This window comes from Maribellus mangrovi (assembly GCF_037646455.1).
GTDB classification, from domain to species: domain Bacteria; phylum Bacteroidota; class Bacteroidia; order Bacteroidales; family Prolixibacteraceae; genus Draconibacterium; species Draconibacterium mangrovi_A.
Map to the genome: position 1 here is coordinate 241,688 of NZ_JBBIXN010000002.1, position 11,909 is coordinate 253,596.

The window sequence follows — 11,909 nt, forward strand, 5'->3', positions numbered from 1 at the left end:
AGAAAAATAAAATGAATCAACGGGAACAGGCCACGCAGGTTCTCGATTGTGGCATGATCAAAATACGCCCCAACGGAATGGGCTTTTTACAGTTTGCACAAAGCCCGAAGTCATCTTCGTCAACCTTTGTCAGAGCAAACTTCAGCTTTTCGAGTTTTTCTTTTGTTTTTCGAAGAGCGGACTCGGTCACACTCTTATTTTGAATAGCATCCATCCGGGAAATTCGTCCAATGGCATTTTCGGGTTCAATGGGCCTGGTAAGTTCGGTATATTCCTCAACCAACTTTTGAGTCTTGTCAATTTCAGCCTCGATCTTTTTCCGTATTTCAGCACGGTTGATTTCAGCCATTTCTATGAAAATAATGAATCAACAAATTCGCGACGGCGAAAGATCTGCAGGTGTTCGAGTTTTTCGCCGATACCGATGTATTTCACCGGAATTTTAAATTGATCGGAAATACCAATCACCACTCCGCCTTTAGCTGTTCCGTCAAGTTTAGTAAGGGCCATAGCGGTAACTTCGGTGGCCTTGGTAAATTGCTTGGCCTGCTCAAAGGCATTTTGTCCGGTCGAGCCATCCAAAATCAGCAAAACTTCCTGGGGTGCATCAGGCACCAGTTTTTGCATTACCTTTTTAATTTTCGACAGCTCGTTCATCAAACCCACTTTATTGTGCAAACGCCCAGCCGTATCGATGATCACTACATCAGCTTTACTGGCAATGGCCGATGCCAGGGTATCGTAGGCTACCGATGCCGGATCGGATCCCATTTTTTGTTTAACAATAGGAACATCAACACGTTGTGCCCAAATTTCAAGCTGCTCGATGGCTGCAGCCCGAAAAGTATCGGCGGCACCCAAAACAACAGATTTACCGGCCTGTTTAAAATTGTACGCGAGTTTCCCAATGGTGGTGGTTTTTCCAACACCATTTACGCCAACCACCATAATAACATAAGGACCTTCGGTTGCTGGAAGGTCGAAATCCGATTCATCGCCCGAATTGTTTTCCTCTAGCAATACTGCAATTTCTTCCTTTAAGATATCATTGAGTTCGTTAACTCCCATGTATTTATCACGCGACACACGTTCCTCAATCCGTTCAATGATCTTTAAGGTAGTATCCACCCCAACATCTGAAGTAATCAGCACCTCTTCAAGGTTATCCAGAACTTCATCATCCACTTTCGATTTCCCAACTACCGCGCGACTCAGTTTTTTGAATACGCTTTCCTTGGTCTTCGAAAGGCCTTCATCAAGGCTTTCCTTTTTCTTCTTGTTCCAATTACCGAATAAGGCCATAGTTATTTGATTTACGGGCTAAAATAATACTTTTATTTAGATTGATAACATCGACCGTTCAAGGCCCATCCTGCTTGCAGAAACGATACGTTTACATGCACAAAAAAAGCTTTCATTAAAATGAAAGCTTCCCCTGTTATACATTATATGTTCTTATTTCTTGAAATAAGTTTTAACGTCGTCGTTCGGTACAACTTCTTCTTTAAAAGCGTACGCTCCGGTTTTTTCCGATTTTACCATTTTAATAACCTTGGAATAACCTTTACCGGCACCTTTCTGTAATGTTGCTACTGCCTTCTTTGCCATGTCTACACTTATTTAATTTCTTTATGAACTGTCATTTTCTTCAGGATCGGGTTGTATTTTTTCAACTCCATACGATCCGGAGAATTCTTTCTGTTCTTAGTGGTAATGTACCGTGAAGTTCCCGGCATGCCACTATCCTTATGCTCTGTGCATTCAAGTATTACCTGTACTCTGTTTCCTTTTTTAGCCATCTCTCAGATCTTTAAATTTTATCTACAAAACCTTTTTCCTGTGCTTCGGCCAATGCAGTCTTTAAACCTTTTTTGTTTATTGTGCGCATTCCCGCAGCAGAAACCGTTAACTGTACCCAACGATCTTCGCCAGGCAGGTAAAATTTCTTTTTGAAGAGATTCACATTGAAACGTCTTTTCGTTCTTCTTTTAGAGTGTGAAACACTGTTTCCCACCATTGCTCTCTTCCCTGTTATTTGACAAACTCGTGACATTTTTATTATAATTTCTTGATGTTCAACCTAACACGTCATTCAAAACGGAGTGCAAAGAAAATACTTTTTTGGAAAAGAATCAAATAGTTCCTGCAATTTTTGCAAAAACAATTAACATTAAATTGTTAGCTATTTATGGCCCGATAAAAAACTACTGTTTGAATAAGTTTTAATTTCAGGCCAAAGATACACAAATAATGCTTTTCAATACCTCTGTCTTCTTTGTTTTTCTGCTCATCACATTTGCAACATACTGGAAAGCAACAACTTTAAATGCTAAGGCCGGCAAGCTTATATTATTGGTTGCTAGTTATATTTTTTACGGTTGGTGGGACTGGCGTTTTTTAATTTTGATCGTCATCAGTTCGCTCACCGATTTTATTATAGGACAATATCTTTTTCGCAATACTAAAAAAACGACCCGAAAATTATTACTCTCGGCCAGCTTAGTGGTCAATATCGGCATCCTGTTCTTTTTTAAATACTTCAATTTCTTTATCGATTCTTTTCATACGTTAACCAGAATCGATATCAATAAAAGCTGGAGCACCTTAAATATTATACTTCCAGTCGGCATTAGTTTTTACACTTTTCAAACTCTCAGCTACACCATCGACATTTATCGGAACAAAATAAAACCAACCCGGTCGATACTCACCTTTTTTACATTTGTTGCTTTCTTCCCGCAGCTGGTTGCCGGTCCTATTGAACGTGCTGCGCGTTTGATTCCTCAGTTCGAAAAACGTCCATTGTTCAAATACGACCAGGCTACTTCAGGTTTAAAACTGATGCTCTGGGGCTTTTTCAAGAAAATGGTGATCGCCGACCAACTGGCAAATATTGTGGATCCAGTTTACGCACAACCGGATCAGTTTGGCGGCTGGGCGATCGTTTTTGCAACCTTTCTCTTTGGCTATCAGATCTACTGCGATTTTTCGGGCTATTCCGACATTGCCATTGGCACGGCACGTTTATTTGGTATTGAACTAATGACCAACTTTAAAACCCCCTACCTGGCAGCTTCGTTTCGCGAATTCTGGCACCGCTGGCACATTTCGCTTTCAACCTGGTTTCGCGATTACGTGTACATTCCTTTGGGCGGCAATCGGGGGAGTTCATTTTTTTGGATACGAAACATCTTTATCACATTTGTGGTTTCAGGATTGTGGCACGGTGCAAATGTTACTTTTCTGATTTGGGGCGCATTCCACGGAATACTTTTAATCGCAGAACATTTTATTACTTCCCGAAATAAAAATTCAAAAAAGCTGAAACAGTTAAGTGGCTGGGCGATCACCTTTATATTGGTCAATGTTAGCTGGATATTTTTCAGGGCCGAATCTTGGCAGCACATTTCGATACTATTTACAGATATTTTCCGAAACCCTGAATTGGGCGATTTCGTTTCGCTTTTATTCAACAGTGGAAATTTTACAAATGTGGGCAGGATTTTATTTTTTATCTTTCCTGTGTTTCTTCTCGTTGAATACCTTATGAAAGAAAAGTCATTCGATGAATTACTTTCGGGCCTGTCGCGTCCTGTTCAATGGAGCGTTTTTTATATTATTATTATTGTGATCCTGGTCTTCGGAGTATTGAACTCGGCGCCACAATTTATCTACTTTCAATTTTAAAAGGTGAAGAAATTAATTAAAAATAGCGTCCTCTTTTCCCTGCCCTTCATCACAGGTATTGTTGTTTTGTTTTCATTTCCGCTTGATAAAGATTTCGCTTATCATTTTGTAAAAGGCGAATGCGACAACAAAGCCAGCTGGATGTACCATCGCATTTTTGAAGACGAACGGCCTGTCGACATAGTTTTTTCGGGGGCTTCACAAACCGGTAGTGCTTTTATGGATCAGTTTATTTCAGAAGAACTCAATTCTATAACCGACCAAAACATCGAGGTAGTGAATTACGGTTACTGCCGTCGTGGACGAGATATCCAGTATGTGATGCTGAAAGACCTTTTAGATCAGAAACATCCGAAAATTTTGGTTGTTGAAGTGGCAGAAGACGAACCTAAAAAAAGTCATCCTGTTTTTCCGTATCTCGCAGAAAGCAAAGACCTTTTTGGTGCTCTGATATTTTTTAACCAGCGTTATTTCACATCTATCTGGAAGGGAATCGCGGTAAGATTTGAAGCGTTGCGCAATAAGATTACCGGTGGAAATCGAGTCATCGCTGATAATCAATACCCGGATTTCGGCCATCGCCCTTCCTCGAATGTTGTAGATGAAGCAGTTATAAAAGAAAATTCAGCAAGATGGCACCGCCGCTTAAACAAGCAAAAGTTACAGCTTGTTCGAGATATAGAGCTGAATTATTCAAAACATTACCTTAAGAGAATTGCTCAACTAGCAAATAAAAATCAGTGCACCTTGCTTTTTGTTTACTTACCCGAATCAGGCTCAAACTTGAAAGAGCCCCTGCTGGAAACCTACTACGAACTTATAGCCCCCGTGATCATACTTCCTGAAGAACTTATTAACGATAGCGCCAACTGGAAAGATGCCACTCATTTTAACGATTCTGGGGCAACAGCTGCTTCCAAATTCATTGTCCCTTTTTTGGAGGATGCTTTGCATTCAACGGAATAGCATTTAATAATCATTTGTTCAATAATGATAGACAACTTCATAAAGTATTTAAAATGCAAATGCTACAAATCAGAAAGCAGCTCTAAAAGTCAAACATAAAGAGTATTTAGTCAAAACATCAGTTGCGAGGCAGGTTTCATGCAAAAACCTAAACTTGAATATCTCCAAATTAACCCAAAAAAATTCCTGATAGATATTTCCAAATAACTATCAAAAATAACAATCAAAAAAACGTCTATTCATGCAGGTCGGACGTTCTTAATTTCGTAAATTTGATTGATTCTAAATAAAAATTAAAAATCATGGAAGAACAACAGAAAGTTACACAAATGCCACGCATAGGCGATATGGCACCCGACTTTAAAGCAAACACAACTCACGGTCCGCTGCAATTTTCAGAATACATCAAAGACAGCTGGACTATTTTATTTTCACACCCTGCTGATTTTACACCGGTTTGCACCACCGAAATGAGTGGTTTTGCGGTGCGTGGCGATGAGTTCCGTGCACTGAACACCAAGCTGATCGGTTTAAGTATCGACAGCATCCATGCTCATGTTGCCTGGGTAAATAATGTTAAAAAGAACACCGGCGTATTGTTCGATTTCCCGATCATTGCCGATATCGATATGAAAGTATCACAACTGTACGGTATGTTGCAGCCTAACGAAAGTGAAACTGCTGCTGTGCGTGCGGTATTCTTTATCGATCCTACAGGAAAGATCCGTCTGATCATGTACTACCCGCTGAATGTAGGGCGTAACATGGATGAGATTCTCCGAGTATTAAAAGGATTGCAGGTAACCGATAAATACAGCGTAGCTGTACCACTGGACTGGACACCCGGACAAAAAGTTATTGTTCCTCCGCCTAAGACCGTGGCCGATATGGAAGAACGCGAAAAAAGCGATTACGAAATGGTCGATTTCTACCTGGCCAAAAAGGACCTGGACGTTTAAATCGACAACCATCCAATGCAATATTAATTGGGCTGTTCAGTACGGACAGCCCTTTTTGTTTTCTGGAAGTCTATCCTATCTTGGTTCTTTTGTACCCATCCTCTGATCCTTCCCTGCAAGCAAGGAAGGACGATTGGCGACTAGAATCTTTGCTCCGTCAGATCAATTAATCAGCTCAATCTTTGCTGTGAATGGAGACTAATCGTCTCTCCATTCCTTAAGGGAGAGACAGGAGAGTGGGTAAAGAAGTTGCAATTAAATTCATTTTCATTCCTGCTGATGATTCCCGGTAATCATGATTGTTTTGTTTTAAACGGATACGTAGTATCTATAACAATCATTCCTTTAAACTTTTTCGCAAAAACACCCGACAAAAATCATCCATTATCCTGTTTGCATTCTGTAAGGATTTTATTTACTTGCAGCGTTATAACAGACTAAATACTGCATGAATTTCAGACAAGGATCAAAACAATGGTATGCCGTTTATACCCGGTCAAGAGCCGAAAAAAAGGTTCAATCCGAACTGGAAAGAAAAGGCATAGAATGTTTTTTACCATTACAAAAAAAACAGCGCCAGTGGAAAGACCGTAAAAAATGGATAGATGCCCCCCTGCTTCCGGGATATTGTTTTGTGTACGTTGATCGAAAAGAATACGACAATGTACTGCAGACCGATCATGTAGTCTGTTACATTACCTTTGAAGGCAAAGCAGCCCTTATTCGTGAAGACCAGATTCAAGCCTTAAAAAAGCTGCTCCAGCAAAATGAGTTTAACGTGGAAATTACACACGAAAGCTTCGAGATCGGCAAAAAAGTTGAAATCCTTGAGGGCGCACTTATGGGACTAAAAGGTGAATTGAGCGAAATACGTGGGAAAAACAAGTTCCTGCTTCGGATTGAACAAATCGATAAATCCATAATGGTGGAGGTTCCGGCTGAAATTCTAAGTGCCAGCCCCGAACAAAATTTATTAACCTGAACCGTGTTAAAATCCGGTTGTGAGAATTCGTGGATTAAACAGTAAGCAAAATCCGATTTGTAGTACTATCATTTTTTAACAATTTGTCAAAAAAAAAGATCAAACAGCAGGCGATAATCTGCAGAAATGTGGTCTTGTACACCATGAAAATAAACGCGCCGATACCTATTCTAAATCTACTGCTATCTGTTGCAGTTGTGCTTTTATCAACTTCTGTTTTAGCACAAAATCCGGTATCTGGAATAATTATTGGAGGAAATGCCGGTACCTCAAAAATGATCACCGAAGTCAGTTCTGATTTCAAACAACATTATACCGAATTTGACCAGAAATCAGGTTTTGCCGGCGACCTTGAAATTGCAAAACTGCTCTATAATCATTTTGAAGTGGGTACTTCATTTGGAATAAGTCATCTGGGGGGTACACTTAAAGATCCGTCCGGTTCGAATAACAAATACAAATTACAGGGAAATCAATTCTTTATCCGTGACCTGGAAAGCCCCTTAGAATACAACAACCGTCTTATCCAGAACAAGTTTTTTGTCGGATACTATTTTCGCTCATTCAGCAACATTAGCGAGACAATGAAACCCGAGCCTTTTGTTCGTTTAGGCGCGGGTTACATTTCTTACGGAGTAGAATTGTTCCAAAACGGTCAGTCCACATCCGGAAAGGGTACTGAAAACTATCCCGATCTTAGTATGTCTTCGACCATATTCTTCGCCACAGCAGGTGTTAAAAGTTACATCTCGCCCAATTTTTTCATGAACATTACCTTCACCTGTAATTATACAAATTATGATTACCTGGATGCCGTTTTTAATTTCGATACGAATGAACAACGTCTGGGATTTGGTGGATTATATTCAGAACTTAAAATAGGTTTATTTTACCAATCATCAGGAAAAAGGAAAAGAGGCAGATCCTCCAAAAGCAATTTAGCTCCTAATCTTCCATTTTCGAGATAAATTCGCTGTTAACAAATCTTTTTATATAAGAACCGAAAGCATACAACGATTCCATTTTTTTAACGAGTATTAAAATGTTTTCTTTTTGTAAGCAATTAGCTAAATTGAAATCACATTTTGCAAGAATGAGTATATTTGTTACTCAACATTTACTTCAACTCGTACAGCTTCCTGTAAGTGAGGAGGCGGAGCTGTGAAAAACCCAGATTTCTTTTATCATACGAACTCCAAATGATATTCATTTCATCCCAGAGAAAATAATCCATGCTTCAATCGCTTATTACCAGCAAGACGAGGTTGAAACTTTTGTTGAAATTCTTTTTGAACAAGGATACCCGGAGCTACCTGCGCAACCTGGAGACGGAATTCGGAGAATCGACCAATGCCATCAGAATGGAATTGAACCGGCTGGAATCGGCCGGTCTGCTCAATGCTCAAACGGAAGGCAATAAAAAGTTTTTTCAGGCGAATACCGAGCATCCGTTGTATGCCGACATTCATAACATTGTAAAGAAAACCATTGGTATAGACCGGATCGTTGAACAGGTGGTTTCCAATGTCGGCGATTTGGATGAAGCCTACCTGATCGGTGATCTTGCCATCGGTAAAGAGTCGAAGGTAGTAGACCTACTACTGATTGGGCAAAACATTAACCGGACGTATTTATCCGAACTGGTGCAAAAAGCTGAAAAGCACATCGAAAGAAGATTACGCTACCTTGTTCTTAATCCGGATGAAAAAGACGCATATCTTGAGAATAATGAATCACTGCTCATCTGGAAAGCCTGATGCAGGAGTCCGGATCTGTGTAAGTTAAAGATTTCAGCTTATTTCAAGATTCATGTCGGTGCTGGGAAATCAACACTATTAAAATAAATTACCTTGATAAGCTGTTTGTTCATTATTGACATAGCTGTAACACCGCATGTGAAAAATAATGATGTCAAATCGCTGTCACAAAAGGATATACAAAAGGCTTAAAAAACGTAGCAGCATACCTCCTTCGGAATGACGATCCAATAATTGGTATTTCACATCGCATTGAGTAGCACTATCAAAACAAAGACCTTTTGCACCGCCAACCACAAACATCAGTTTTCAGGTATAAAAATTTTGAATGAACACGATCAGCACAAATACAATAAACACTGCCATTAACGCAGCTATTAAAGCCGGGAAAGAAATTTTAAATATTTATAATGATCCGGATTCTGATTTCTCTATCGAGCGCAAAGCCGACAATTCACCGCTGACGATCGCCGACAAGACCAGTCACAGGGTCATTGCAGATCTTTTAGCAGACACCGGCATCCCGATTCTAAGTGAAGAAGGAAAAGCCATTTCTTATGAGGAAAGAAAAGACTGGAAACGATTCTGGCTCATCGATCCGCTGGACGGCACCAAGGAATTTATTAAAAAGAACGGTGAGTTTACAGTCAATATCGCCTTGGTGGAAGATCAGGTTCCGGTGCTGGGAATCATTTATGTTCCTGTTACGGGTATTCTTTACTATGGGGCCCCAAAAACCGGTGCCCGGAAACTCGAAAAAGCAGATGAAGATTGTACTTTAGAGACCTTGACAACATCCGGCATAAAACTTCCTGTTTCCGGAAGCGATGAAACGACTTTTAAAATTGTAGGCAGCCGTTCGCACATGAGTGTCGAAACCCAAGAATATATCGATAAACTCCGGCCGGATCACTCACAAATTGAGATCGTATCCCGGGGAAGTTCTTTAAAAATATGTATGGTTGCTGAAGGCAGTGCCGATGAGTATCCACGCTTTGGTCCTACCATGGAATGGGATACAGCAGCCGGTCATGCCATTGCCAATGCAGCCGGCAAAAAACTCTGGCTGACTGATTTCAGCCGGGAACTCCGGTACAATAAGGAAAACCTGTTGAATCCGTATTTTGTGGTGAAGTGAGCCTTGTGCTGTAAGCATCAAGCCTCGAATATGGTTAGAAAATTTGGTTTAATGGACATCAGGTAATCCTATAAAAAAAAGATTCCTCAGTCCTACGTCCTTCGGAATGACATGTGATGGTGTATTTTCCGCGGCGTAAATACAAATTGCCTAAAACTAAAAATTAAGTAACGCCGCAGAGCCATATTTACCTTTGTCATTCCGAACGCAGTGAGGAATCTGTTTCAGGCTAAGAGTTGCATCCACAAGTTTATTTCTCTGGAAACAAAATCAATAAAAAGTAAGGCAGATATAAGCTTTTTAATATTCAATAAGTCACGTTAAATTACTAATTTCAATTTTTAACTCTGAACTTTAAACTAAAACATGTCCATCGACATTATCATAGCCATTGCAGTGATTATTTATATCCTGGTTGCATTTATTTTTGAACTGCTTCGGCCCGGACTAATACTTTTTAGCGCTGCGGTGATCTTTTTAGCCACCGGGATTATTTCGGCTGAGGAAATGATCAAAGGCTTCTCCAACACCGGGGTAATCACCATCGGGGTGCTGTTCCTGGTTAACGAGGGGATCAAACAATCGGGGTTGATCACCCGGCTGGCCAAAGCTTATTTGCCACGCAAAAAGAACAAAATGCCCTTTCTTTTGCCGCGTATTATGGTGCCGGTATCGCTCTTATCGGCCTTTCTAAACAACCTGCCCATCGTGGTGAACGTAGCACCGATCCTAATAAAATGGGCCAGTATGATGAACCTGTCATACAAAAAATTTCTGATCCCCCTTTCCTATGCTGCTATCTTTGGAGGGATGTGTACGCTTATCGGCACCTCTTCTAATCTGGTGGTGCACGGGCTTATGCTCGAAAACGGTTACAGAGGGCTTCATCTCTTTGAACTTGCCAAACTGGGACTTATTGTTGGCGGCTTTGGCTTTGTTTACATGGCTTTCCTCGGTAACTGGCTACTCCCCGGTGAACGCATCCTGTTGCGCAGGAAGAAAACCGAGGTAAAAGATTATCATTATAATGTTTTGCTAAAGCCCGGAAGTGCCCTGATCGGTGTGGAAGTGAATAACAACACCGTTGAAGGATTGGCAGGCCTCATGGTTATTGCAATCGAACGCCAAGGCAAGGTCATCCATCCGGGTACCGGCAGCATAAAGATCCAGCAGGATGATGAACTGCTCCTGACCGGAAGGTCCGACCGCCTGAATTATATTTTGGGGCACAAAGAAGTTACGCTAAAAGGCATTGAAGCCCTGCGGGATGTACCGCCGGGTGAACTCAAAAAATACGAAGTGGTACTTTCTCCGCGCTTCGCGGGACTGGGAATGACGCTTAAGGATTATCATTTTTACGAGCACTTTAATGCCGTGGTAATGGCCATCCACCGCAATGGTGAACGCATTACAGCCAACCTCAATTCCCTTGAACTCAAGGTAGGCGACAACCTGGTGTTGTTGTCCACCGATCAGTTTGAAAAAAACTGGGGCGACCGTCATATGTTCTACCTTGTGAATCATGTGCAGGACATGCCCGTTGAAAAGACCAGTCGAAAAAAATGGATTGCTTTTTTTATCCTCACGGGAATGGTGGCCGGTATACTGATCAACGAGATGGTCTCGTATGGTTTTGGTATCCGCTTGAATATTTTTGTGATGGTAGCCATTGCCGCCATGCTGATGATCTGGCTGGGCGTGCTGCCCTGGCAGAACTACACCAAAAACATCAGTTGGGACCTCCTGATCATGATCGCTTCGGCTTTTGCCGTCAGCAACGCCATAAAAAATACCGGTATTGCCGATGCATTGGCCCGCGAATTTATCCAGACCGTGCACGATCTGGGTCCGCTGGGCGTCCTGGCATTACTTTATGTTTTTACCGTATTGTTATCCGAAATAATTACCAACAACGCCGCTGTGGCACTGGTGTTTCCGGTTGCCATTGTGGCCAGCCAGATGTTGCAGGTCGATCCCAGACCCTTTTTTGTGGGAATTGCCATTGCGGGAGCCGCCAGTTTCATGACAGCCCGCGGATACCGTGCCAACCTGATCATTAAAGGTATCGGACACTATTCGAAAGGTGACTTTTTTCGCATAGGTTTTCCGCTGCAGCTACTCACCTTTCTGCTTAGTATCTGGCTGATACCGTTGATTTGGAGTTTTAGCTTTGAGCTATGAGCAAAGGGCATGGAGCTAAGAGCCGAGAGCCTTCAGCCCCCTCTATCCCCTAAAGGGGGCCAACACACCAAGCAATTGATGAACTATGATTAACTCATTAAGAATAAGCAAAACTTTTGGCCTTTTTTGATCAAGTGCTGAATCAAAACAAAGCCCTGGTGAGAGCGGGAAGCTCCGAAGATATGAGGAGATCACCCGTCCGAACTTAGGCTTTGTGAAGATGAAGTACGAAGAGCAAA

Annotated in this window: 13 protein-coding genes; 8 read left to right on the plus strand and 5 right to left on the minus strand. The window is 41.4% G+C overall.

What is annotated here, in order from left to right; translation table 11 throughout:
- Positions 1–16: 16 nt before the first annotated feature.
- From WFY05_RS08975 to rpmB, 5 genes are all read right to left on the minus strand, one after another.
- On the minus strand, positions 17–349 hold the full coding sequence (locus tag WFY05_RS08975; RefSeq protein ID WP_340112478.1) for a TraR/DksA family transcriptional regulator: 333 nt from the start codon (positions 347–349) through the stop codon (positions 17–19).
- A 2-nt stretch (positions 350–351) separates the two neighbouring features.
- Positions 352–1,302, minus strand: a complete 951-nt coding sequence (gene ftsY / locus WFY05_RS08980) for a signal recognition particle-docking protein FtsY (protein ID WP_340112479.1) — start codon at positions 1,300–1,302, stop codon at positions 352–354.
- A 153-nt stretch (positions 1,303–1,455) separates the two neighbouring features.
- Positions 1,456–1,608, minus strand: coding sequence for a DUF4295 domain-containing protein (locus WFY05_RS08985; protein ID WP_340112480.1), 153 nt, complete (start codon positions 1,606–1,608; stop codon positions 1,456–1,458).
- A gap of 8 nt (positions 1,609–1,616) precedes the next feature.
- Positions 1,617–1,799, minus strand: coding sequence for a 50S ribosomal protein L33 (rpmG, locus tag WFY05_RS08990; protein ID WP_340112481.1), 183 nt, complete (start codon positions 1,797–1,799; stop codon positions 1,617–1,619).
- An 11-nt stretch (positions 1,800–1,810) separates the two neighbouring features.
- Positions 1,811–2,053 (minus strand): 50S ribosomal protein L28, encoded by a 243-nt coding sequence (rpmB, locus tag WFY05_RS08995; protein ID WP_340112482.1) that lies wholly within the window; start codon positions 2,051–2,053, stop codon positions 1,811–1,813.
- A 197-nt stretch (positions 2,054–2,250) separates the two neighbouring features.
- Here rpmB and WFY05_RS09000 point away from each other — a divergent pair, with 197 nt between their 5' ends.
- The 8 genes from WFY05_RS09000 to WFY05_RS09035 all read left to right on the plus strand — a co-directional run bounded on the left by WFY05_RS09000 (position 2,251) and on the right by WFY05_RS09035 (position 11,670).
- Complete coding sequence (locus WFY05_RS09000) at positions 2,251–3,687, plus strand: MBOAT family O-acyltransferase (protein WP_340112483.1); 1,437 nt, start codon at positions 2,251–2,253, stop codon at positions 3,685–3,687.
- Positions 3,688–3,690: 3 nt separating this feature from the next.
- Positions 3,691–4,653 carry a hypothetical protein gene (locus WFY05_RS09005; RefSeq protein ID WP_340112484.1) on the plus strand — a complete coding sequence of 321 codons (963 nt, stop codon included), beginning with the start codon at positions 3,691–3,693 and terminating at the stop codon, positions 4,651–4,653.
- 302 nt (positions 4,654–4,955) lie between these two features.
- Positions 4,956–5,612, plus strand: a complete 657-nt coding sequence (locus WFY05_RS09010) for a peroxiredoxin (protein ID WP_340112485.1) — start codon at positions 4,956–4,958, stop codon at positions 5,610–5,612.
- Positions 5,613–6,060: 448 nt separating this feature from the next.
- Entirely contained in the window at positions 6,061–6,594 is a 534-nt protein-coding gene (locus tag WFY05_RS09015; protein WP_340112486.1) for a UpxY family transcription antiterminator, read from the plus strand.
- Positions 6,595–6,737: 143 nt separating this feature from the next.
- Positions 6,738–7,562 (plus strand): hypothetical protein, encoded by an 825-nt coding sequence (locus WFY05_RS09020; RefSeq protein WP_340112487.1) that lies wholly within the window; start codon positions 6,738–6,740, stop codon positions 7,560–7,562.
- A gap of 264 nt (positions 7,563–7,826) precedes the next feature.
- Positions 7,827–8,351, plus strand: coding sequence for an ArsR family transcriptional regulator (locus WFY05_RS09025; RefSeq protein ID WP_340112488.1), 525 nt, complete (start codon positions 7,827–7,829; stop codon positions 8,349–8,351).
- A 328-nt stretch (positions 8,352–8,679) separates the two neighbouring features.
- Positions 8,680–9,489: a 3'(2'),5'-bisphosphate nucleotidase CysQ gene (cysQ, locus tag WFY05_RS09030; RefSeq protein ID WP_340112489.1), complete on the plus strand. Its 810-nt coding sequence runs from the start codon at positions 8,680–8,682 to the stop codon at positions 9,487–9,489.
- Between the two features lie 366 nt (positions 9,490–9,855).
- Positions 9,856–11,670 carry an SLC13 family permease gene (locus tag WFY05_RS09035; protein ID WP_340112490.1) on the plus strand — a complete coding sequence of 605 codons (1,815 nt, stop codon included), beginning with the start codon at positions 9,856–9,858 and terminating at the stop codon, positions 11,668–11,670.
- The last annotated feature ends 239 nt before the right edge of the window (positions 11,671–11,909 follow it).

What these genes read in the sequence shown, in the direction of transcription:
- WFY05_RS08975 (WP_340112478.1), bottom strand. Translation starts at nt 349, where the DNA reads ATGGCTGAAATCAACCGTGCTGAAATACGGAAAAAGATCGAGGCTGAA.
- rpmB (WP_340112482.1), bottom strand. Translation starts at nt 2,053, where the DNA reads ATGTCACGAGTTTGTCAAATAACAGGGAAGAGAGCAATGGTGGGAAAC.
- WFY05_RS09000 (WP_340112483.1), top strand. Translation starts at nt 2,251, where the DNA reads ATGCTTTTCAATACCTCTGTCTTCTTTGTTTTTCTGCTCATCACATTT.
- cysQ (WP_340112489.1), top strand. Translation starts at nt 8,680, where the DNA reads ATGAACACGATCAGCACAAATACAATAAACACTGCCATTAACGCAGCT.
- WFY05_RS09020 (WP_340112487.1), top strand. Translation starts at nt 6,738, where the DNA reads ATGAAAATAAACGCGCCGATACCTATTCTAAATCTACTGCTATCTGTT.
- WFY05_RS09025 (WP_340112488.1), top strand. Translation starts at nt 7,827, where the DNA reads ATGCTTCAATCGCTTATTACCAGCAAGACGAGGTTGAAACTTTTGTTG.
- WFY05_RS08985 (WP_340112480.1), bottom strand. Translation starts at nt 1,608, where the DNA reads ATGGCAAAGAAGGCAGTAGCAACATTACAGAAAGGTGCCGGTAAAGGT.
- WFY05_RS09010 (WP_340112485.1), top strand. Translation starts at nt 4,956, where the DNA reads ATGGAAGAACAACAGAAAGTTACACAAATGCCACGCATAGGCGATATG.
- ftsY (WP_340112479.1), bottom strand. Translation starts at nt 1,302, where the DNA reads ATGGCCTTATTCGGTAATTGGAACAAGAAGAAAAAGGAAAGCCTTGAT.
- rpmG (WP_340112481.1), bottom strand. Translation starts at nt 1,799, where the DNA reads ATGGCTAAAAAAGGAAACAGAGTACAGGTAATACTTGAATGCACAGAG.
- WFY05_RS09015 (WP_340112486.1), top strand. Translation starts at nt 6,061, where the DNA reads ATGAATTTCAGACAAGGATCAAAACAATGGTATGCCGTTTATACCCGG.
- WFY05_RS09035 (WP_340112490.1), top strand. Translation starts at nt 9,856, where the DNA reads ATGTCCATCGACATTATCATAGCCATTGCAGTGATTATTTATATCCTG.